Origin of the sequence: Rhodococcus sp. NPDC057297, from assembly GCF_042667435.1 — a bacterium.
GTDB lineage: Bacteria > Actinomycetota > Actinomycetes > Mycobacteriales > Mycobacteriaceae > Rhodococcoides.
Genome location: NZ_JBHUZE010000008.1, coordinates 249,160 through 269,746, shown reverse-complemented (window position 1 = coordinate 269,746; position 20,587 = coordinate 249,160). Strand labels below are relative to the sequence as shown.

At 64.1% G+C, this 20,587-nt stretch carries 20 protein-coding genes; 14 read left to right on the top strand and 6 right to left on the bottom strand.

Annotated features, from left to right (window positions below):
• Positions 1-3: 3 nt before the first annotated feature.
• From ACFULT_RS21840 to ACFULT_RS21830, 3 genes are read left to right on the top strand one after another with little or no spacing between them, the layout of a single operon-like run.
• Positions 4-1,596 carry an amidohydrolase family protein gene (locus ACFULT_RS21840; RefSeq protein ID WP_378482446.1) on the top strand — a complete coding sequence of 531 codons (1,593 nt, stop codon included), beginning with the start codon at positions 4-6 and terminating at the stop codon, positions 1,594-1,596.
• The gene (locus ACFULT_RS21835; protein WP_094654779.1) at positions 1,593-2,222 is read left to right on the top strand and encodes a bifunctional 4-hydroxy-2-oxoglutarate aldolase/2-dehydro-3-deoxy-phosphogluconate aldolase; all 630 of its coding nucleotides are present in this window, start codon (positions 1,593-1,595) and stop codon (positions 2,220-2,222) included. Before ACFULT_RS21840 ends, ACFULT_RS21835 begins: the two co-directional genes overlap by 4 nt.
• Positions 2,219-3,652 carry a GntP family permease gene (locus ACFULT_RS21830; protein ID WP_037105375.1) on the top strand — a complete coding sequence of 478 codons (1,434 nt, stop codon included), beginning with the start codon at positions 2,219-2,221 and terminating at the stop codon, positions 3,650-3,652. The genes ACFULT_RS21835 and ACFULT_RS21830 overlap by 4 nt, the downstream gene beginning before the upstream one ends.
• Before the next feature lie 12 nt (positions 3,653-3,664).
• Here ACFULT_RS21830 and ACFULT_RS21825 read toward each other — a convergent pair whose 3' ends face one another.
• Positions 3,665-4,756 (bottom strand): hypothetical protein, encoded by a 1,092-nt coding sequence (locus ACFULT_RS21825; RefSeq protein ID WP_378482445.1) that lies wholly within the window; start codon positions 4,754-4,756, stop codon positions 3,665-3,667.
• A 16-nt stretch (positions 4,757-4,772) separates the two neighbouring features.
• Between ACFULT_RS21825 and ACFULT_RS21820 the strand changes: the two genes are divergently transcribed.
• Positions 4,773-5,003 (top strand): hypothetical protein, encoded by a 231-nt coding sequence (locus ACFULT_RS21820; RefSeq protein WP_378482444.1) that lies wholly within the window; start codon positions 4,773-4,775, stop codon positions 5,001-5,003.
• Position 5,004: 1 nt separating this feature from the next.
• On the opposite strand, the gene ACFULT_RS21815 is transcribed toward ACFULT_RS21820, so the two are convergent.
• Genes ACFULT_RS21815 through pdxA form a run of 3 tightly spaced genes read right to left on the bottom strand, consistent with a single transcriptional unit; the run spans position 5,005 to position 9,199 of the window.
• A complete protein-coding gene (locus ACFULT_RS21815) occupies positions 5,005-6,165 on the bottom strand; it encodes an NAD(P)/FAD-dependent oxidoreductase (RefSeq protein ID WP_378482443.1) in 1,161 nt (386 codons plus the stop codon).
• A 52-nt stretch (positions 6,166-6,217) separates the two neighbouring features.
• Complete coding sequence (locus ACFULT_RS21810; RefSeq protein WP_094654777.1) at positions 6,218-6,985, bottom strand: DeoR/GlpR family DNA-binding transcription regulator; 768 nt, start codon at positions 6,983-6,985, stop codon at positions 6,218-6,220.
• Between the two features lie 9 nt (positions 6,986-6,994).
• A complete protein-coding gene (pdxA, locus tag ACFULT_RS21805; protein ID WP_378482442.1) occupies positions 6,995-9,199 on the bottom strand; it encodes a 4-hydroxythreonine-4-phosphate dehydrogenase PdxA in 2,205 nt (734 codons plus the stop codon).
• Between the two features lie 199 nt (positions 9,200-9,398).
• Between pdxA and ACFULT_RS21800 the strand changes: the two genes are divergently transcribed.
• The 8 genes from ACFULT_RS21800 (at position 9,399) to ACFULT_RS21765 (ending at position 16,969) form a co-directional block, all read left to right on the top strand.
• Positions 9,399-10,976 carry an ABC transporter substrate-binding protein gene (locus ACFULT_RS21800; protein WP_094725125.1) on the top strand — a complete coding sequence of 526 codons (1,578 nt, stop codon included), beginning with the start codon at positions 9,399-9,401 and terminating at the stop codon, positions 10,974-10,976.
• Between the two features lie 3 nt (positions 10,977-10,979).
• The gene (locus tag ACFULT_RS21795) at positions 10,980-11,978 is read left to right on the top strand and encodes an ABC transporter permease (RefSeq protein ID WP_080732858.1); all 999 of its coding nucleotides are present in this window, start codon (positions 10,980-10,982) and stop codon (positions 11,976-11,978) included.
• Positions 11,975-12,907 carry an ABC transporter permease gene (locus tag ACFULT_RS21790; RefSeq protein ID WP_037105360.1) on the top strand — a complete coding sequence of 311 codons (933 nt, stop codon included), beginning with the start codon at positions 11,975-11,977 and terminating at the stop codon, positions 12,905-12,907. The genes ACFULT_RS21795 and ACFULT_RS21790 overlap by 4 nt, the downstream gene beginning before the upstream one ends.
• Before the next feature lie 3 nt (positions 12,908-12,910).
• The gene (locus ACFULT_RS21785; protein WP_052059136.1) at positions 12,911-13,744 is read left to right on the top strand and encodes an ABC transporter ATP-binding protein; all 834 of its coding nucleotides are present in this window, start codon (positions 12,911-12,913) and stop codon (positions 13,742-13,744) included.
• Positions 13,741-14,580, top strand: a complete 840-nt coding sequence (locus ACFULT_RS21780) for an ATP-binding cassette domain-containing protein (protein WP_052059135.1) — start codon at positions 13,741-13,743, stop codon at positions 14,578-14,580. Before ACFULT_RS21785 ends, ACFULT_RS21780 begins: the two co-directional genes overlap by 4 nt.
• A complete protein-coding gene (locus tag ACFULT_RS21775; RefSeq protein ID WP_378482441.1) occupies positions 14,577-15,533 on the top strand; it encodes an aldo/keto reductase in 957 nt (318 codons plus the stop codon). Before ACFULT_RS21780 ends, ACFULT_RS21775 begins: the two co-directional genes overlap by 4 nt.
• A 14-nt stretch (positions 15,534-15,547) precedes the next feature.
• Positions 15,548-16,309 (top strand): HpcH/HpaI aldolase/citrate lyase family protein, encoded by a 762-nt coding sequence (locus tag ACFULT_RS21770; protein ID WP_037105355.1) that lies wholly within the window; start codon positions 15,548-15,550, stop codon positions 16,307-16,309.
• A 393-nt stretch (positions 16,310-16,702) separates the two neighbouring features.
• A complete protein-coding gene (locus tag ACFULT_RS21765) occupies positions 16,703-16,969 on the top strand; it encodes a hypothetical protein (RefSeq protein ID WP_037105352.1) in 267 nt (88 codons plus the stop codon).
• Between the two features lie 107 nt (positions 16,970-17,076).
• On the opposite strand, the gene ACFULT_RS21760 is transcribed toward ACFULT_RS21765, so the two are convergent.
• Positions 17,077-17,814 carry an SDR family oxidoreductase gene (locus ACFULT_RS21760; RefSeq protein ID WP_094721168.1) on the bottom strand — a complete coding sequence of 246 codons (738 nt, stop codon included), beginning with the start codon at positions 17,812-17,814 and terminating at the stop codon, positions 17,077-17,079.
• A 186-nt stretch (positions 17,815-18,000) separates the two neighbouring features.
• Here ACFULT_RS21760 and ACFULT_RS21755 point away from each other — a divergent pair, with 186 nt between their 5' ends.
• Positions 18,001-18,408 carry a VOC family protein gene (locus ACFULT_RS21755; RefSeq protein WP_037105493.1) on the top strand — a complete coding sequence of 136 codons (408 nt, stop codon included), beginning with the start codon at positions 18,001-18,003 and terminating at the stop codon, positions 18,406-18,408.
• 36 nt (positions 18,409-18,444) lie between these two features.
• Here ACFULT_RS21755 and ACFULT_RS21750 read toward each other — a convergent pair whose 3' ends face one another.
• Positions 18,445-19,419, bottom strand: coding sequence for a sigma-70 family RNA polymerase sigma factor (locus ACFULT_RS21750; protein WP_378482440.1), 975 nt, complete (start codon positions 19,417-19,419; stop codon positions 18,445-18,447).
• 172 nt (positions 19,420-19,591) lie between these two features.
• Here ACFULT_RS21750 and ACFULT_RS21745 point away from each other — a divergent pair, with 172 nt between their 5' ends.
• Positions 19,592-20,560, top strand: coding sequence for a GTP pyrophosphokinase family protein (locus tag ACFULT_RS21745; RefSeq protein ID WP_037105344.1), 969 nt, complete (start codon positions 19,592-19,594; stop codon positions 20,558-20,560).
• Positions 20,561-20,587: the final 27 nt, after the last annotated feature.

The window sequence follows — 20,587 nt, the reverse complement described above, 5'->3', positions numbered from 1 at the left end:
CGAATGACATTGCTGATTCGCGGAGCCGACGTCGTCGACGGAACCGGATCACCGCGCGTGCGTCGTGACGTCCTCGTCGACGGGGGCATCATCGCGGCCATCACCGAACCCGGCGTCACGACCGCCGCGGACAGGGTCATCGAGGCCGAGGCTGGGCATGTGCTCTCCCCCGGCTTCATCGACATGCACGCACATTCCGATCTTCGGTTGCTGACCGATCCAGGGCATTTCCCGAAAATCAGTCAGGGCGTGACCACCGAGGTCATCGGCCAGGACGGTATCGCCTACGCCCCGATCGACGACGCCACGCTCGATGTCGTGCGCCGTCAGATCGCCGGCTGGAACGGCAACCCGTCGGACCTCGATTTTTCCTGGCGGTCGGTGGCCGAGTACCTGACGCGGCTCGATCAGGGCATCACACCGAACGCGGCGTACCTCGTACCTCAGGGCACGCTCCGGTATCTGGCCGTCGGCGGCGATCAGCGTCCGGCGACGCCTCGCGAGATCTCCCACATGCAGGAACTGCTTGCCCAGGGCCTGAGCGAGGGCGCCGTCGGGATGTCGAGCGGGTTGACGTACACACCCGGGATGTACGCCGATACAAGCGAACTCCGGGCATTGTGCGAAGTCGTCGCCGATTTCGGAGGCTTCTACGCTCCGCACACGCGATCGTACGGCGCAGGTGCGCTGGAGGCGTATCAGGAGATGCTGGATCTTGCGCGGGCGACCGGATGCGCGCTGCACCTCACCCACGCGACCATGAACTTCGGCGTGAACCGCGGCCGGGCGGGCGAATTCCTCGACAAGGTGGATTCTGCACTTGCCGACGGCTGCGACGTCACGCTGGACACCTACCCGTACCTGCCCGGAGCCACGACGCTGTCCGCATTGCTTCCGAGCTGGGCCATGTCCGGTGGGCCGGATCAGGCGCTTGCCCGTTTCGGCGACCCGGAGATGCGCGCTCGCATCACCGAGGACGTGAACGTGAACGGATCCGACGGCTGCCACGGTGTGACGGTCGAGTGGGAGACCATCCAGATCAGTGGTGTCGCGAATTCGGAACTGGACTCGCTGGTGGGCAAGACGATGGTGGACATCGCCGCCGAACGGGGCGAATCACCGGTGGACTCGTTCTTCGACATCCTCGTACGCGACCAACTGGCGACGACGATTCTGCAGCATGTCGGGCACGAGGAGAACGTGCGCGCGATCATGGCGCATCCTCGGCACATGGGCGGAAGCGACGCCATTCTCGTCGGCGAACGCCCCCATCCACGGGCGTGGGGAACATTTCCGCGCTACCTGGGCCACTACGTGCGCGAGGAGAAGCTCCTCGACCTGGAGGACTGCGTCAACCACTTGACCGGACGACCGGCGGAGCGGCTCGGACTCACCGACCGAGGAACCATCGCGGTCGGCAACGCTGCGGACCTGGTTCTCTTCGATCCCGATACAGTCCGCGACACAGCGACTTTCGAGCAGCCGAAGCAACAGGCTGTCGGTATCGGCCATGTGATCGTAAACGGCCGACTCGCCATCGACGACGGACAACCCACCGGCATTCTCGCCGGACATTCTTTGAGAGCGCAACGATGAACGCACTGCAGACCATCCTCGACGACCGTGCCCTCGCCGTGGTGCGAGCGCCCTCGATCTCCGATCCGCAGGCACTCGCCGACGCCCTGGCCAGGGGCGGTATCCGCGCCGTCGAGCTGACGTTCACGACGCCTGGCGTGCTCGACCTGCTGCGTGTGGCCGCCGACGCGGGTGCGGTGATCGGAGCCGGCACAGTCCTGACGTCCGAACAGGCCCGGGCAGCGATCGACTCCGGCGCGCAATTCCTCGTCACCCCCGGGCTCCGACCGGCCGTCGCCGAGGTCGCCTCGGCACGCGATGTTCCGCTGATGATGGGCGCTCTGACTCCCAGCGAGGTGATGGACGCGATCGACATGGGCGCTGCGGCCGTGAAGATCTTCCCGGCACGAGCCCTCGGTCCCGCGCACTTCAAAGACCTACTCGGGCCATTGCCGGACGCCAAGCTCGTCCCGTCCGGCGGCGTCAACGCCTCCAATGCCGCGGACTTCCTCGCGGTCGGCGCAGTCGCCGTCACTGCAGGAACAGACGTCGTCTCGCCCGCAGCCGTCGCATCCGACGACTGGGACGGTATCGCCGAACGCGCACAACGTTTCGTCACTTCTCTTTCACCGAAAGGCACTTCATGAGTACCGCCGTCGACTGGCTCAGGACATCCACCCCTGGCCTTCTCGTATTGTGTGGCCTGGCCATCGCCGTACTTCTCTTCGTCATCATCAGGGTCAAGCTCGAACCGTTCGTAGCCCTGCTGATCGTCGGACTCGGTCTCGCTCTGGCGGCAGGCCTGCCGGTGTCGGAAATCGTGGGTACAGCGATAAAGAGCAACGAGTCACTACTGGAAACCGGGTTCGGTGGCATTCTCGGGCACATCGCGGTCATCATCGGACTCGGCACCGTACTGGGCGCCATCCTCGAACGATCCGGTGGAGCGCAGGCTTTGACCTCCAAGCTCCTCGGGGTGTTCGGGGACCGCGGTGCGCCGATCGCGATGGGTCTGCTGGGTCTCATCTTCGGCATCCCGGTGTTCTTCGACATCGGCATCTTCGTTCTCGCGCCGTTGGTCTACGTTGCAGCTCGCCAGGGCGGTAAATCGTTGGTGCTGTACGCACTTCCGATGCTCGCCGGCCTCTCGATGACCCACGCATTCCTACCGCCTCACCCCGGACCGGTCGCTCTCGGCGGACTGCTCGAGGTCAACCTCGGCTGGCTCATCCTCATGGGATTCGTCTGCGGTATACCGGGATTCATCGCTGCAGGCCTCGTCTGGGGCAACTGGATCGGCAAACGCGTCATCGTCGATGTGCCCGAGGACTTCGTCAACGAAGGCGACGACGCCGAGCCGACGGGCGGCAGCGGCGTCGCGACCAAGCGTCCCGTCGTCACCACTCCCCCGTCGGTCGGACTCATCGGTGCGATCATCGCGGTCCCGCTCGTCCTCATTCTCGGCGCCACATTCGGCAGCATCCTCCTCGACCCGGGCAATCTGCTCGAGGTGCTGACTTTCCTCGGCACACCGGCCGTCGCACTGCTCATCGCCGTGTTGATCGCGTTCTACGTCCTGGGGATCCGGCGCGGTTCGACGGTTCAGGAACTGAGCACGTTGACCGGAGAATCCCTGCGTCCGGTCGGCATGTTGCTTCTGGTGGTCGGTGCAGGCGCCTTCTTCGGAAAGGTCATCTCGGCCACGGGAATCGGCACCGCCCTCGCCGACGCCATGGCTGCCGCCGGGCTGCCGATCATCGTCCTCGCGTATGTCATCAGCTGCGCGCTGCGTATCGCCCAGGGCTCGGCCACCGTCGCGATCGTGACGACCGGCGGAATCGTCGGACCTCTCGTTGCGGCGCAGGACTACTCACCGATGGCCACCGCGCTCGTCGCGATGTCGATCGCAGCGGGCTCCATCATTCTCAGTCACGTCAACGACGGTGGTTTCTGGATCATCGCGAAATTCTTCAACATGACGGTCAAGCAGACACTGCAGACATGGACAGTGTTGGAAACGATTCTGTCGGTGGTCAGTTTCGCGGTGGCGGCAGTGCTCTTCGCCATCATCGCCTGACCCGTCGCGGCGCTAGAACTGGTCGCCGACGAAGTGAGTGTTGTCGGCGGACAGTTCGCGCTGGCCAGCGCGAGCCACGAGTGCATCGATTCTGCTGTCGAGGCTCTGCGCTTTCTGCATCACGTCCATGGTCCGCAGGTCGCCCTCCGCGTGGGTCACGAGATCCGCGACGCGCACCAGCGCTGCGACACGGTCGATGAGCTGAGACCACACGGTGTCGAGGGCGGCACGCCTGGTCAACACATGAGCGCGGGTGGCGTCGTCGAACATCATCGCGGCGATGCCGTCGAGTTCGTCACCGATCCCCTGCAACGAATGCACGTCGACCGAAATCTGGGTCAGCTCGTCGATCAGGTCGAGTTGCGTGCGCTGGACGAGAAAATGGTCGGATCGCCACGCCGGTGAGGTGTGGATTCGGTCCACCGAGTGACCGGCGAGGAACAGTAGGGCTTCGAATTCGTCCAGGAACGCGTCGTCTCGTCGGTCCGCATAATCGACGACCACGCTCGCTGCCTTGTCCCCGAGCTCGGCGAACCGCGTGTTCGCGGCCGCCTCGGACACTCGTTCCGCCGCGGTCTCGAGCAAAGCCATCCCGGTGCGTTCCAGCGTCGTTCCCTGTTCGCGTCGAGGAACAGGGGTGTGCATCGTCGCGTCGAACAGCAGGTCACGCTGGTCGAGATCGAGGTGCAGACCGTCACGTCGATCCCGGCGGACGGCCCGCACGCCGTGCGCGTAGTGCGTGCTGGAGAGCGTGAATTCCGTCCGCAGGTGGTCCAGTCGTTTCGCCAGTTCTGCGGCGCGCAGGCGGTACACCATCGCCGACCCCGGTTTGTTCTTCGTGTCCTTCGACAACCAGCGATCACGCTCGTCCGCCAGCACACGCACCGCACCGAACCCGCCGACACTCGGCAGCGACCTACCTGCTCGACGCCTGGCCGACAGCACCGCGCGCGTCGCCTCGTCGAGCCTTCCGCACGCTATCGCCAGGGCGGAGGCGTCGGACAACAACGGACGGCGGCCCTCGAGCCGAGCGTCCTCGCACCAGCGCCGCACTCGTTCCTCGACGCGTTCGCGCTCGGTTCCGATCTCGCGGTGTGCGGGCATTCTGGACTCCTCTGCCATGTGTCGATATCCACTGTTCCAGAATTCTTCGATCCCCGCCGCGCTCGGCGTCGGTACCGAGCCCATTGTTCGCCGGGTCACGACAGTCGGCGAACTCCGCAATGTACTGAACGACGCAGCAGCACAACGAGACCGGATGGTCGTGATCGAGGCCGTCGTACCGCGGATGGACGTGCCTCCCCTGTTGACTCAGCTGGCGACGGCAGCGAGCGCGGCGAACAAGTCCTGATTCACACGGGCGGCGCCGACGCGTCGGCGATGAGCTGTTTCCCGTCGTCCAAGCCTTCCCAGACGTTCCAGAACAGCACACCTTTCACGGCATCGGACTCGTCGACGTAGTAGACGATGCCCTCGCTGGGCTTGGTTTTCCAGTCCTCCACCGTCTTCAACGATGTCGACACCGTGCCGACGGCCTGATATCCGTCGTCGAACACGTCGGAGTAGAAGTACGGGGTGTAGGTGTACGGGTCGGTGCCGCCCGCCATGATTCGACCGACCGCCTTACCCATCTCGTTGGCGTTGTCGACGTGCTCGATGCGTCGACGACCCAGGATCGCATCGGGGTAGTTCGCAACGTCGCCCGCCGCGTGGATGTGCTCGTCGTCGGTCCGCAAGAACTCGTCGACGACGATGCCGTTGTCGGTTTTCAGCCCCGCTGCCTCGGCGAGGTCGGAGTTCGGGGTGACACCGAGCCCGAACACCACCGCATCGGCTTCGAGAGCGGACCCGTCGTCGAGTTGTAGCTGAACCCGCGCCGACGCCTCGGCGCCCGAGGTCACCTTCACTCCTCGGCGCACCGTCACACCGTGGTCGACGAACCCCTGATCGAACGCCGTCGCCAGGGCGTCCGGGAACATGTGCGCACCGACCTTGGCGTCGGACGTCACCAACGTGACCTCGACGCCGTTCTGAACCAGGGCCGACGCGATCTCGGCGCCGATGTACCCACCGCCGACCACGGCGATGTGTGACGCCGTCTGCAACTGCTCACGGAGCGCCCGGTAATCGGCGAAGGTCCGGAAGTAGATCACCCGAGGACTCGGCGCGAGGTCGATCTGCCTGGGCGAGCCTCCCGTTGCCAGCAGCAGTTCGCCGTACTCGAATTCGTCACCCGAATCGGTGGCGACGGTCCGCTTCGCACGGTCGACGGACACCACCCGAGTGGTGGTGTGTATCTCCGCGCCGGTGTCCGACGCCGTGTTCAGCGGGACCTGGTCACGGCCGAAATCCTTGTCGGTCCACAGCTTCTTCGACAGCGCGGGCCTGGTGTAAGGCTCGTCGCTGTCGGTGCCCAGAATTCCGATGGAACCCGTCTTGTCCAGCTCTCGAATTCCACGTGCAGCGTTGTCGGCGACCATTCCGCCGCCGACGATCAGATAGTCGTAGCGCACAACGCACTCCTTGCAGTAGACAACCCTTTAGGTCGTCTACCCCGGATGCACGTCAGACAACCACTACGTCGATCGATGCCCTCTCGAACGGCTCGATCTGCTCCCGAGTCGCGGCCGAATCCGTGACGAGGGTCGTACCGGGAGGAATGGGCGCCCAGGCGTGGAACGGCTTCTGCCCCAGCTTGGCCGAGTGCGCAAGTACATACGTACGTCCGGCGCGCTCCATCATCAGTTCCTTCAGCCGTGTCTGGACCAGTTCGGCCTCACAGATTCCGAACTCTGCCGTCACCGCGTCCGCGCCGAGAAACGCTCGGTCGAAGGAGACTCGCTGCAACGACGCCTCTGCGATCGGTCCGACGAATCCCTGGCTCAGATGCCGCAACGTGCCTCCGAGGCATTCGACCCGTACGGAATCGGCGTCGGCCAAGGCCTCTAGGGCAGTGAGTCCTGCCGCGATCACTGTCAGATCTTCCGCGTCACGAAGGAACTCACCCATGGTGCCCACCGTCGTACCGGCGTCGAGCAGGACAGTTTCGCCCGGGCATATCTGTCCGGCTGCCCACTCTGCGATCGCGCGCTTGGCTTCGAATCCTTCGAGAGATCGCTGGCGAAGCGATGACTCGGGATGTGGATTCAGTGCGATCGCGCCGCCGTAGGTTCTCGCCATGAGCCCCTGCGCGGTGAGCTGACTCAGATCACGCCGTATGGTCGACGCCGTCACGCCGAACTGCGCGGACAATTCCTCGACGCTTGCCAGCCCCGACGTCTGGGCCATACGCACGATCTCCGAGCGACGTGCCTCCGACTCCCGTACCGCCACGCGCTCCCCTTACTTCAGAACAGTTGTGCTGGTTGCGAGTTCGGCAGCCTGCCGCAAAGCTTCGACCATACTACCGGCCTCCGCGATCCCCTTGCCCGCAATGTCGAAAGCGGTCCCGTGATCGACGGACGTACGGATCACCGGGAGCCCGACGGTGATGTTCACTCCCGCCTCGATTCCCAGAACCTTGACCGGCCCGTGCCCTTGGTCGTGGTACATCGCGACAATGAGGTCGTAGTCGCCGCGTCCGGCCAGGAAGAATGCCGTGTCGGCGGGTAGCGGACCGACTGCATCGATACCGTCTACCTTGAGCTTCTCGACCGCGGGAACGATCTTCAGGTCTTCTTCGCCGTAGCCGAACAGACCGTTCTCACCCGCGTGCGGATTGATGCCGCACACACCGATCTTGGGGCTGGCGTTCCCCGTCCGAACGAGCGCTTCGTACCCGCGACGAATAGTGCGTTCCACGAGTCCCGGCTCGATTTTCGCCACGGCGTCGAGCAGACCGATATGCGTGGTGACGTGGATGACCTTGAGCTTCGGGGTCGACAGCATCATCGACACCTCCTCGGTGCCGGTCAGATGTGCAAGCAGTTCGGTGTGGCCCGGGTAGATGTGTCCGGCCGCGTGCAACGCCTCCTTGTTGAGTGGGGCGGTGCAGATAGCCTGGACCTCTCCGCGCACCGCCAACTCGCTGGCAACCCGAATGTATTGGTATGCGGCGTCACCGGCGATTGCGGAGAGCTCGCCCCAAGCCAGGTCGTCGGGCAACAGGTCGAGGTCGATCACGTTGATGCGCCCGGGGGTGAACTCCGCATCCGCAATGGTCTCGACTACAGCGATGTCGACATCGAGACCCAGTACCTCCGCGGCCGACAACAGGCGCTTGGCGTCACCGATGACAACCGGTCGGCACCACGAGATCGTCTTGGCGTCGAGGAGCGCCGGCACGATCACTTCGGGTCCGACGCCTGCGCCGTCGCCCATCGTGACGGCGACGAGTGGAAGTGGGGTCGATTCTGACATGAAAGATTCCTTGCTGTCGGTGCTGGAAGAACGTAACGAGTCTGCGAGAACACGGAGGCTGTCGACGCCTCCGAAACTGCCCGGCCGTGTGATGACCCGGCGGCCGGCAGGTGTCAGGGAAAGTACTGCGCCGGTCTCGATTTCGCAGACCGGGGTCAACCTGCGCACTCCCAGCCGGTCGAGAACGGTTCGAGCGGTTTCGCCTCCGGTGAGAACGAGGTCGGATTTCCGATCGCGCTCGACCCAGGCAACCAACTGCGCGAGACCGGCGACCACTGCAGCTGAATCGGCCGGTGTGACGGGGCCCGAGACCGTCACTATCGCGGTGCCTGAATCCAGCGCGTCGAAGATCGGTTCCACGTCGATCGTGCCTGCGACCAACGCCCTCGCATCCAGGTGAACGTGCGGGACTCCCGCATTCTCCAGGGCACGAACCTGTTCGACTGCAACGAGATCGGCGGTTCCGACGACGACGAGCACGCTCCTCCCGGCGAAATCGTGATCCGCGGTGGGGTGCGTGTGTGCACTCACCGAGGTGGCGCGTGCCACCGACGCCATGAGCGCCGCCGTTCCCACCAGCCGGACACCGGTGATCGACTGCGACGCGGCGACAACGGCGTCGATGTCCGCATCGGTTTCTGCATCGCACACAGGTACGCGGCCCAGCGCCACGAGGTCGGAGAGCACGTCCGCCAGTCCGGCCCCACGAACCTGCTCGAGAGAGACACCCGTCGGAGAGATGTTCCCCAGGGCAGCGGCCACGGACGTAGGAGGCGAATCCCGTTCGGCATGCCACAGTGCAGTCCGATGCAGCGGGACGTCCTGAACGTGTACGACGCCGTCGACGACGGTCCGCCCGATTGCTGGGAATGCTGCCACGACGACGACCGCAGATCCGTCGGCTGCGAGTGCGCCGACCTCGGCCTCGATGTTGCCTCTCAGCAGGGAGTCGATCTTCTTGACCACGCGCGCCCCAGGAAAGCAGGCGAGCGAGTCTTCGACGGCTCGCGCGGCGTCGGCGCGGTCGAGCTTGCGAGTGTGCAGGTCGACGACGGTGATTCGAGAGGTCACCTCGTTCGGCGAGGGAACACCCAAGCCGAGAGACACGTCCGAGGCCAGGAAGCCGGCTGCCGACTCGGCCGCGCCGGACAGGTCGTCGGCGAGTATCACCAGCGAGTCGATCCCCACGATCCGTCCTTTCGTCGATGTTCCGAGTATGCACGCTTTCGTGAAAACATGCGCGAACTACGCAACAAAAGCTACGGGTCTTGCGCGAAACGCGCAAGAGTGCCATTGTGAGCTGAGTTACAAGCGTCGCCTGCGGTAAGAACACCTCACCGCGTGCACGCTTCCTCGCGTTTGCCAGTTCGAAAGGTCAAGGTCACCGATGACCCCATCTCGTTTGCGGATGCCGTCCGTGTCGCGGCGGAACTTTCTGCAGTACGCCGGCATGGCCGGAGGCGTGACGCTGCTCGGTTCAACCGTCGCGTGCGCAGGCCCGACCGGGAAACCGTCGCAGGACACCCTCGTCCTCGGGCTCAACCGCTCACTGGTGAGCCTGGACAACAAACTCAACCAGTTCGACGCCGCGGTCACAGCACAGCGCGGCGTCCGCCAAGGACTGACCCGTATCGGCGACGACTTGACGCCACAGCTCGTTCTCGCCGACCGATTCGACGCCACGTCCCCCACCGAGTGGACGGTTCGCCTTCGTGAAGGCGTCAAGTACTCGGACGGGACTCCGGTGAGAATCGAGGACATCTCCGTCGCCATGGAGATGTACCAACAGGTCAGCGGCTCGTTCGTGGCACCTCAGTTCCCCGAGTGGCCGACGGTCGTACCTGTCGACGACCGCACGTTCATCCTCAGGACCACCGCTCCTCTGCCCGTCCTGGACAGCCTCATGTCCAATATCCTCATCACGCCCGCATCCGCCAACGAGCCCAACGAACTGCAGTCCGGAATCGGCACCGGACCGTTCGTGGTGACCGAATCGAACCGCGGCACCGGTGAATACACCCTCGTGGCAAACGAGTTCTACTGGGGCGAGGCGCCCAGCGTGCAACAGGTTCGCGTGCGATTCATTCCAGAAGAGGCAGCCCGCGTCGTCGCACTGCGTAGCGGTGAGGTCGACGTCATCGACTCGATCAGCCCCGATTCGGCCGAACAGCTCGCATCCCTCCCCGGTGTCCAGATCGAGACGGTGCCGAGCACGCGTATCAATCAGCTGTTCTTCAATTTCCGAAAGCCCGCAGATCATCCACTCGCGAACGCGCGGGTACGCGAGGCTCTGACCTACGCGATCGACGGGGAATCGCTCGCTCGCGACGTTCTGATCGGCTCCGCCGTTCAAGCAACAGGTGCAGCGCCCAGCACATTGTCCGGTGCAGTCGAGACAGGCCAGTACACGTTCGATCCGGCGAAGGCACGGCAGATGCTCGACGCCGAGGGGGTCACCGACCTCGAATTGACGTTCATCTGGGAGACAGGAGAATTCACCAACGACGTTTCCCTCATGGAGTCGGTCACGCAGATGATGACCGACATCGGCGTGCGGGTGAAGCTTCAGCAATTCGAACCCGGGGGCGACATCAGCTCGTGGCGTCAGGGCAAGGTCGGCGACTGGGACGTACTCGGCAACGGGTACGGCAACCAGACCGGGCTTGCACTGACCACCATCCAGGGCATGTACGCCGGCACGGCGGAGAAGGAAGCAACCCGCGACACCTACCACGGGTACGTCTTTCCCGAGATCACCGAGAAGATCGAACTTGCGTCGAGCGAACCCGATCCAGTGCGTCGCGCATCACTGCTCGCCGATGCCCAGCAGGACATCTGGAACACGTGGCCGTGCCTGTGGAGCTTCGTTCCGAACGCGCTGCTGGCCAAGCGGACCCGCGTGCAGAACGTAGCGCTGACGCCCATCAACTCCTACGACCTCGGCTCAGTCCGACTGGAGGCCTGAGTCATGACCCTGACACTCGACAAGAAGAAGCAGGCCCCGGTGATCGGCCGAGCGGCGAAGAATGCGACGGCTCGCTACGTTCTCAAGCGCCTCGCGCAGAGCGTTCTCACTATCTTCCTGACGCTCACCACCGTCTTCGTTCTCATCCGGATGGCACCAGGCGACCCCGCCTACGCACTCGCCGGCCCTCTTGCTTCCACCGAGGATCTCGCACAGATCCGCTCGGACATGGGACTCGACAAGTCCGTGTTCCAGCAGTACCTCATCTACCTGTGGGATCTGCTGCACTTGCAGTTCGGCACGTCGTACTCCTTCCAGGCTCCTGCTCTCGAGGTCGTCTTCGACCGCTTGCCGTACACGATCACTCTGGCCGTCGCTGCGATCCTGCTGACCGCAGTGCTGTCGATTCCACTCGGTGTGTGGATGGCCAAGCACGCCGACACCCGCCGCGAGCTCGGAGCCAATGCCGTCACCGTTGCAGGACAGTCGATGCCGGAATTCTGGAGCGGGCTGATGCTCGTGACGTTGTTCGCGGTTCTCGTTCCTGTTCTTCCGGCAGCCGGTTTCACCACATGGTGGTCGCTCATCCTGCCCACGGTGACGATCTCCATCCTGCAGATCGCGTTGATCTCGCGGATGGTTCGCCGAGAGATGGTCAATGCCTATGCGTCGCCGTACATCACGGTCGCGCGATCGCGCGGCATCTCCGAACGCGAACTCACGTGGCGCTACGCGATGCGCAACTCTGCGATCCCCGTCGTCACCGCTCTGGGGACTCGGTTCGCAGGCATGCTCAACGGTGTCGTCGTCGTGGAAGTCGTCTTCGCGTGGCCCGGTGTCGGTTCCCTCGTCGTCCGCGCGCTCGAAACACGTGACTATCCGCTCATCCAGGCGACCGTACTCGTCACTGCGATCCTCGCCGTTCTGGTGCAGTTGCTCGTCGACCTCTGCTACCCACTCCTCGATCCTCGGGTCCGCCTCGGAAAGGGCGTAAGCAAATGACCGCAGTGCTGGAACCTCCGGTGAACAAGCGCCCGAGCGCTGTCACCGCAGCCGACTTCGCCCGCGCGGGCGCAACTCGACGCCGACGCGACAGCCGCGTCAAGATCTGGGCCGGCACGGCCTTGTCGTTGCTAGTCATTCTGCCCGTCGCACTCGCCGGCCTACTCCCCCTCGACGACCCCAATCAGACCAATCTGGTCCAGCGTCGGCTCCCACCGTTGACCGACGGTCACCTTCTGGGTACCGATCAGCTCGGTCGAGATCTACTGTCGCGCATTCTCTTCGGAGGCCAGGTGTCGCTGACGATCGGCATCCTCGCCGTCGTCGTCTCCGGGATCATCGGCGTCGTTGCCGGCAGCGCAGCCGGGTACTTCGGCGGCTGGGTCGACGCCGTCATCTCCCGGTTGCTCGAAGCGCAGCTCTCGCTGCCCCTTCTGATGATGCTGCTCCTCGTCGTTGCACTCTTCGGCCCCTCGATCCCGGTCATCACCTTCGTGATCGCGATCGCACAGTGGCCCGAGGTCGCCAGGCTCACGCGATCGCTCGTTCTGGTCGAACGCGAGAAGCCCTACGTCGCCGCAGCTCGCGTCCTCGGGCTGAGCCGCACCGCGATCCTGCTCCGCCACGTGGTCCCCAACATCATCAAGCAGGCCTCGCTCGTCGTATTGCTGCTCCTCGCCCAGGCGGTCCTGCTCGAGAGCTCGTTGTCCTACCTCGGCGCAGGCCCGCAGCGACCGTTCGCCACGTGGGGCCGCATCATCTCCGACGGGCAGGACTACATCACCACCTCGTGGTGGATCGTCACCTTCACGGGACTGATGATCGTGATCCTCGTGGTCGGGGTGAACCTCCTCGGCGACGGTCTCCGCGACCGCCCCGCGGGATCCGGCAGATTCGGCATTTTCCCTCGCTTCAAGAAAGGCGCATAAGTCATGGGAAACCTATTGAAGGTCGACGAACTCCAGATCGAACTCGTTACCGACAAGGGCGTCATCCGGGCCGTCGACGGTGTGTCGTTCTGCATCGACGCCGGTGAAACGGTCACGATCATCGGTGAATCCGGCTCCGGCAAGTCGACGACGGCAATGGGCCTGCTGGGGCTGTTGCCGTCGGATCTCGCGGTGATGTCAGGATCGGTGACCTTCAAGGACACCGAGATCCTCGGTAAGGACAAGCAGCTGAGCAAGATTCGCGGGAAGCACATTGCATTGATTCCGCAGGATCCGATGACGGCGCTGTCCCCGGTTCACACCATCGGCAACCAATTGAAGGAAGCTGTCCGGCACAGCGGCGTGACGGGAAAGTCCAAGCAGACGGCGCGCTGCATCGAGCTCCTCGAACAGGTTCGCATCCCCGACCCGAAAATCCAGTTGGGCAAGTATCCCCATCAGATGTCGGGCGGCATGCTTCAGCGTGTGCTGATCGCCAGTGCTCTTGCGTCGAGCCCGGAATTGATAGTTGCCGACGAGCCCACCAGCGCCCTCGATGTCACGGTGCAGGCCAGCATTCTCGATCTGCTGATGGAGCTGCAGGAACGAACCGGCATCGGGATGCTGGTCATCACCCACGATCTCGGTGTGGCACGGTTGGTGTCGGACCGCATCTACGTCATGAAGAGCGGTGTCTTCGTCGAGGACGGTGGCGCGGAAGAACTCGTCGGAGCGCCCCGGAATCCGTACACCAAGAAGCTGCTGGACGCGATCCCGCACCTCGGGACGTGGAACCAGAGTGCCGGCCAATTTAAACGAGTCGAGGTAACGGTATGACCACCCCATTGCTGTCGGTGGAGAATCTCGTCGTCGAGTACCCCGTCGCCGACGGCGTGTTCCGAGCTGTCGATTCGGTGAGCTTCTCGGTCGACAAAGGCAAGACGCTGGCCGTTGTCGGTGAATCGGGCTGCGGAAAGTCGACGATCGCGAAATCCATCGTTCGTCTGCTCACCCCCACCTCGGGCCGCATCGTCGTCGACGGAACGGACATCGCCGGACTGTCCGAGAAGTCCCTACGCCCGTTCCGATCTCGCGTACAGATGGTGTTCCAGGATCCGTACGGATCCCTCGATCCTCACCTGACCGCAGTGGACATCGTCGGCGAACCGCTGCGACTGAAGGGAATTCGCAGCAAGTCCGAGCGAGCCAAGAAGGCAGCGAGACTCATCGATCAGGTCGGCCTGCCGAGCACTGCACTGAACCGCCGACCGGTCGAATTCTCGGGTGGCCAACGTCAACGCATCGGCATCGCCCGCGCACTCGCGTCCGGGCCGGAAATTCTGGTGTGCGACGAAGCGACGAGCGCCCTCGACGTGTCCGTGCAGGCTCAGGTTTTGACTTTGTTGCGGGAGATTCAGAAGGACACCGGACTCACCTACGTTTTCATCTCGCACAACCTGGGTGTCGTCCGCGAGATCAGTGAAACCGTCGTCGTGATGAGCAAGGGCCGCATCGTCGAAGGAGGCGACACCGAGGAGGTGCTCGCACGCCCCAAGGAGCCCTACACCCGGGCGCTGCGCGCAGCTGCCCTCGACCCGGCGACAATGGTCGGAATCAAACCTCGTCACATCGTGTCTCGCCTGTCCACCCCTTCCGTAGGAGCTCCTGTATGACCTCACTCGACATTTCCCCACTCGTACTGGGCACCATGACGTTCGGCGACACCGTCGACGCCGCCGGGTCTGCGAAGATGTTCGACGCTGCAGTCGACGCAGGCATCACCCACATCGACACCGCGAACGGGTACGCGGGCGGTGAATCCGAGCGGATACTCGCGGACCTGCTCGCAACTCGTCGCGATCGGGTGACCCTCGCGACGAAAGCGGGAATGCCCAACCCCGACGCCGGGGACAACAGCCCGTTGTCACCGAAGGGTCTTCGTCTGAGCGTAGAGGCAAGCCTGGCTCGCCTGAAGACGGACTACGTCGACCTGTTCTATCTGCACCAGCCGGATCGCGCGACACCGATCGCCGACACCTTGGCAACCGTCGCCGAACTGGTGCAGGAGGGCAAGATTCGTGCTCTGGGCGTCTCGAACTTCGCGGCGTGGCAGATCGCCGAGGCAAACCGGGTAGCCGACGAGGTCGGCGCGCCGCGGCCGATCGTCGCGCAGCAGCTCTACAACCTCCTCGCCCGGAGGATCGAAGAGGAATACGTCGAGTTCGCCGACGTGACCGGATTGATCACGATGGTGTACAACCCACTCGGTGGCGGGTTGCTCACCGGCAAGCATTCCTTGGACGCGACACCGACCGACGGACGATTCGGCGATTCACGCCTGGCTGCCATGTATCGCGAACGGTACTGGAACACAGCAATTTTCGACGCTGTCGCGCAGCTCACCACGATCGCCGACGAAGCAGGCGTCCCACTGACCGAACTCGCCCTGCGGTGGCTGGTGTCCAAGCCTGCCGCAGGTCCCATCCTGCTCGGTGGATCCAAGGTCGAGCACCTGCAGTCCAACATCGCCGCGATCGCGAAAGGTCCACTCGGCGCCGACGTCGTGGATGCGTGCGACGACGTCGGCTCCGCGCTGCGTGGACCGATGCCGAACTACAACCGCTGAAAGGCCCTCTACACATGTCTGCACAGGAATTCGCCGCTCGCGTCAGAAACCGGGAGCGCATCCTCGGTTACTGGTCCGTCATCGACAGCCCGGTCTCCACGGAGTGGCTCGCCCATGTCGGCTGGGATTACATCGCACTCGACCTGCAGCACGGATTGATCGGATACTCCGGAATGCTCGCCGGGCTCACCGCAATCGATGCAGCCAACGGTCCCGCCGGACTGATCAGGGTCGAAGCGAACAACGCGACGGTCATCGGGCGTGCGCTGGACGCAGGCGCGGCGGGCGTCATCGTTCCGCTCGTCGACACCGCAGCAGACGCAGCGGCGGCGGTCTCGGCGGCAACGTATCCCCCGACCGGCATTCGGTCCTACGGTCCGATGCGCTCGCAGCTTCGGATAGGACCCAACCCTGCCGATGCCGACCGTGACACAGTTGTGCTGGCGATGATCGAGACGCCTCAGGGGCTGGCGAACGTCGAGGAGATCTGTGCCGTTCCAGGTCTCGACGGTGTCTACGTCGGCCCGTCCGATCTGCGGCTCGCGGTGGGTGGATCGTCACCGACCGACACCTCCGTGGACGAGCAGTTCGAGGCTGCACTCGTTCGGGTGTGCCGAGCCGCCGCCGCCGCAGGCATCACGGCCGGCATTCACACACCGTCCGGTGCTGTGGCAGCCAAGCGCTTGGACGAGGGGTACACACTGGCGACCGTCGCGTCGGACCTGACACATCTCAAAGCTGTGTCCGCGGATCATCTGAAAGCCGCCCGCGGCTGACCGACCACGCCGAGATGGAGCTTCGCCCCTGGTGACACGCCTTCGTGACACCGGGGGCGCTCGTGTGTGACCAGCAGCGGACGTGGAAATCGGCGCTCATCGCAAAGTTCATCCAGTACGCAAGGCTCACGGCTACGAAGACTCAATGTGGGACGAACATCGACCGCCGCTGTCAGGAACACCGCGCTCGCTCGCGGTGTTGCTTCGACGGGTGGCCGGCACCGGGTGGCTGCGGATTGTTGGCAGCATCACAGCTTCAGATGGTTGGCCCAGCCCACAAGACTGGGCATCTTGGTAGGGGCCACGAAACATCGTTGACACATAGAGCGACCGTGTAACAGTTCCGAGGAGCGAAACGAATCATTCCTCAGGACGCGAACAAAAGGAGACGATGTGACTTTGCAGATCGATTCGCTCGCTATCAGCGCCGACGAAGCACCAACACACGACGTACAGATCGACCAGCTTCACGAGCAGGTCGCGACGCTCGACGCCGATATCCTGGGCGCTATCGAGCTCCGCACCGAACTGGTGCGCAAACTGGCTGCAGCCACAAGCGACGCAGCTGTATCTACCCCCACGTCGACTTTCGACGAACTGGGTTCCGACGGTTCGGCCCTGTCGCGGATGCTCGCCCGCATCGCCTCGGTGACCCGCTAGAACCGTTACATCCCCCTCCTTGTTTGCCACGAGGCCCCGAGCAGCACTGCTGCTCGGGGCCTCGTCGTCTGGCCTCGTCGTCTGTGCGGTCAGGGTGACCGGACCTTCTACAGCGCGCGCACGGCGCCGCCGTCGACGGTGACCGTCGAGCCGGTGATGTACGACGCGGCCGGCGACGCCAGGAACGCGACGGTACGTCCGAACTCCTCCGGATCGCCGATACGGCCGAGCGGGATCCGTGCCAGCGCATCGTCGGACACGGCGCCGCCCCGGGACGTGTCGAATCGCCCGGGAAGGACGCTCACGACCCTGATTCCTCGTGGCCCGAGCTCGTCGGCGATGTCCTTGGCCACCATCGCCAAGCCCGGGCGCAGTCCGTTGGACACGCCGAGGCCCGTCAACGGCGATTTCACCGATGTCGACAAGACGAACACGATGGCACTTCCGTCGGTCATGACGTTCGCCGCTTCGCGGGCCAGCCGCACCGCCCCGAGGAACACGGACTCGAACGACGCAGTCCAGTCCTCGTCGGTGGCATCGAGGGCGGTGCTCGGCGGAGGTCCGCCGACACTCACGACGAGCCCGTCCAGCTTGCCCCAGTGCGCGATGGCCGACTCGACGAGCAACTGTGCGCTCGCAGGATGGCCGTTGTCGGCGACCATTCCGTGGACTGCGTTGGGGCGGTGTGCGCCCAGTTCGGTCACTGCCTCGTCGACCTTGGTCTGTGACCGGGAGGCCACCGTCACCTTCGCTCCCTCTCGAAGCAGCTCACGCGCGGACGCGAATCCCAGCCCTTCGGTTCCTCCGGTGACGACGAACGCTTTACCCGACAGACCCAAATCCATGAACTCTCCTCTTGTTCGAACAGCGTCGACGCGCCGCTTCCGGCATGCATGACGTGTTCCCATCTTGCTACAGGCGAGTCGACTCCCCGAATGCGGTAGAAAGTCGATGTCGGATCCGCGATGAATTCACGATTCGTCCGTTGTCGATACACACGAGACTTCCACGCCGAATGAATGGAGACCCCCATGTCCCGAATGCTGTTCGCCAACATGCCCGTCAAGGACGTCACCGCCACCCGCGCTTTCTTCGGCGGGCTGGGCTTCGAGTTCAACGACGTGTTCAGTGACGAGAACTGTGTATCGATGGTCGTCAGCGAGCAGGCGACGGTGATGTTCCTGGCGGAACCTCGCTTCAAGGACTTCATCTCCGACGCGATCACCGACACGACGCAGTCGCGAGAGGTCCTGATGTGCATCAGCGCCGACAGCCGCGACGAGGTCGACTCACTCGTCGACGCGGCGATCGCCGCCGGAGGGTCGAGTTGGATGGAGCCTCAGGATCACGGGTTCATGTACGGGCGCGCGTTCCGTGATCTCGACAACCACGTGTGGGAAGTCATGTGGATGGACCCCAGCGCCGTGCCGTCCGAATAGCCGGGACGGGCCAGGTGGGGCTCCCTCGAACTCCTGTCAGAGACGCTCGGGCAGACCGAATTTCTCGAACAGGGTCAGATCGAAGAAGCACGCCACGTGGCCCACTCTCCCCGCCACGATGTCGACGACGTGGAGTTGGAACGGCAGGTGGATTCCGTCCTCGTTTCGCATGTACAGCCCGTAGGCGGGCTGACCGTTGGCCGACGTCGCGACCATCCGCATATCGCCCGCTCGCTGCGCCGGGCAGTTTCCACGGATGAGGGTGCCGATGTTCTCGGCCCCCTGGTACCACCCTTCGAACGGTGGCATCTCCCACACCGCGTCCTGGGTGAACAGAGTCACGAGCTGCTCGATGTCGTAGCGTTCGAAACTGTCGACGTACTTGGCCAGCAGTTCCCTGGTCTCGGCGGCTGCTGGCTCGACGACATCGTTTTCCGACGGCATGACCTCGTCGAGTTGCGCTCGTGCGCGTTGAAGCAGACTGTTCACCGCGGTGGTGGTGGTCGCCAGGGCTTCCGCTACTTCGGACGCCTTCCACTGCAGCACTTCACGCATCAGCAATGCTGCTCGTTGACGTGCCGAGAGGTGCTGCAGTGCGGCGACGAACGCCAGTCTGATGGTGTCCCTGCCGACGACGATCGATGCGGGATCGTCCGAATCCGCGAGTTCGGAATCCGCGATGGGCTCGAGCCACGCAATTTCGTGCGTTGCCACCAGGTCGTCGGTGGGGTCCGAACTCGGCGCGCCGAGCCCTGTCGGCAGCGGACGCTTGGACTTGCCGTCGAGCGCCGTGAGGCAGGTGTTGGTGGCGATGCGATACAGCCAGGTCCGCATCGACGAGCGCCCCTCGAACTTGGAGTAGCCCTTCCACGCGCGGATGTACGTTTCCTGCACGAGGTCCTCGGCGTCGTGAATCGAGCCCGTCATGCGGTAGCAATGAGCGAGCAGCTCACGACGATAGGGATCGAACTGCGCTACGAATGCGTCGCCCTCTGCGACCGTGGCCGTCATGAGTGAAGAGACTAATCCCACACTCCGACGAACGCCCGACTGATCGTACGAATTAGTTGTGCCGACGCGGCCGATCACGCAGGGCGCGCCGAAGCCGGCGGCGGTCGGCTCGTTCCCCGTCGAAGCGGATAAAGTGTGGACAGCCCGCGGGGCGTGATCGGAGGCGCGGACGGTGACAGCGTCGACGAGCATCGACGACCTGGTCGACGAGGCCTACGCCGAACGTCGCCGGGCATGGCAGGCCGCGCTGGTGACGGCTCAGAATTTTCTGGAGACCATCGCGGACGAGATCCTCGACAACGTCGACCGAGATCGGCTCAATGCGCAGACCGCCCGAATCAAGGATCCGGTGCGGGCAGCCGACAAACTGCGGCGGAAGATCACGGAAGGCCGGATCGTCGAGCCGAGGACCATCGACGAGGTCGTGGAATCCTTGCCGGACCTGATCGGCATCAAGGTTCTGTGCAAGAGCCCGCGGGATCTTCACGCCTTCGTGGACGCGTTGGAACGCGCGTGCACCGACCCGGAATGCTCGGTGCGCTTCGCCCGAAACCCGACCGACTACGTCGCGTTCCCCAAACCCAGTGGATACCGCGCGTACCACGCGATTCTGGTCATTCGCGTCGCCACCCACCAGGGTGATCTGATCGTGAACGTCGAAGTACAGGTCAAGACCAGACTGCAGGACGCCTGGGGTGAACTCACCCACGAGGACATGTACAAGCCAGGCGAAGCTCTCAAGCCGACTGAGGCGCACACCGAGTACGCACGACAGATGGCCGAGCTTCTCCTCCAGGTCGACTTGATGGCGGACGACCTCGCGGCGCAGCTCGATTCACAGACGGCCGTCGCGAAGGGCGCCGTCGTCGAACCGGTCCCGAGGGACTCGGCCATCATCTCTGCTCGAGTCACCCGCACCGGTCCGAGGTATGCGTTGGCCGTCGGACCGGACGGTCGCCGGGGACTCATCCCCGCGCGTTCGGTCAAGGCGGTGATCGGTGCCAAGGACCGCATTGCCGTCGACGACTATCTCGAAGTCGGTGATGTCGTGGAGGTCGTCGTGGAGGACACCGCCGACGCCCTGTACTACCACTTGTCCTCTCAACCCCCGTCGAATCGTCCACGCAAACGGCGGGTGTGATCGAGCGGTCCGGCCCGGGCGCTGTCA

Coding starts and splice junctions, on each gene's coding strand:
- ACFULT_RS21840 (WP_378482446.1), top strand. CDS start 4: ATGACATTGCTGATTCGCGGAGCCGACGTCGTCGACGGAACCGGATCA.
- ACFULT_RS21835 (WP_094654779.1), top strand. CDS start 1,593: ATGAACGCACTGCAGACCATCCTCGACGACCGTGCCCTCGCCGTGGTG.
- ACFULT_RS21830 (WP_037105375.1), top strand. CDS start 2,219: ATGAGTACCGCCGTCGACTGGCTCAGGACATCCACCCCTGGCCTTCTC.
- ACFULT_RS21825 (WP_378482445.1), bottom strand. CDS start 4,756: ATGCCCGCACACCGCGAGATCGGAACCGAGCGCGAACGCGTCGAGGAA.
- ACFULT_RS21820 (WP_378482444.1), top strand. CDS start 4,773: ATGTGTCGATATCCACTGTTCCAGAATTCTTCGATCCCCGCCGCGCTC.
- ACFULT_RS21800 (WP_094725125.1), top strand. CDS start 9,399: ATGACCCCATCTCGTTTGCGGATGCCGTCCGTGTCGCGGCGGAACTTT.
- ACFULT_RS21795 (WP_080732858.1), top strand. CDS start 10,980: ATGACCCTGACACTCGACAAGAAGAAGCAGGCCCCGGTGATCGGCCGA.
- ACFULT_RS21790 (WP_037105360.1), top strand. CDS start 11,975: ATGACCGCAGTGCTGGAACCTCCGGTGAACAAGCGCCCGAGCGCTGTC.
- ACFULT_RS21785 (WP_052059136.1), top strand. CDS start 12,911: ATGGGAAACCTATTGAAGGTCGACGAACTCCAGATCGAACTCGTTACC.
- ACFULT_RS21780 (WP_052059135.1), top strand. CDS start 13,741: ATGACCACCCCATTGCTGTCGGTGGAGAATCTCGTCGTCGAGTACCCC.
- ACFULT_RS21775 (WP_378482441.1), top strand. CDS start 14,577: ATGACCTCACTCGACATTTCCCCACTCGTACTGGGCACCATGACGTTC.
- ACFULT_RS21770 (WP_037105355.1), top strand. CDS start 15,548: ATGTCTGCACAGGAATTCGCCGCTCGCGTCAGAAACCGGGAGCGCATC.
- ACFULT_RS21760 (WP_094721168.1), bottom strand. CDS start 17,814: ATGGATTTGGGTCTGTCGGGTAAAGCGTTCGTCGTCACCGGAGGAACC.
- ACFULT_RS21755 (WP_037105493.1), top strand. CDS start 18,001: ATGTCCCGAATGCTGTTCGCCAACATGCCCGTCAAGGACGTCACCGCC.
- ACFULT_RS21750 (WP_378482440.1), bottom strand. CDS start 19,419: ATGACGGCCACGGTCGCAGAGGGCGACGCATTCGTAGCGCAGTTCGAT.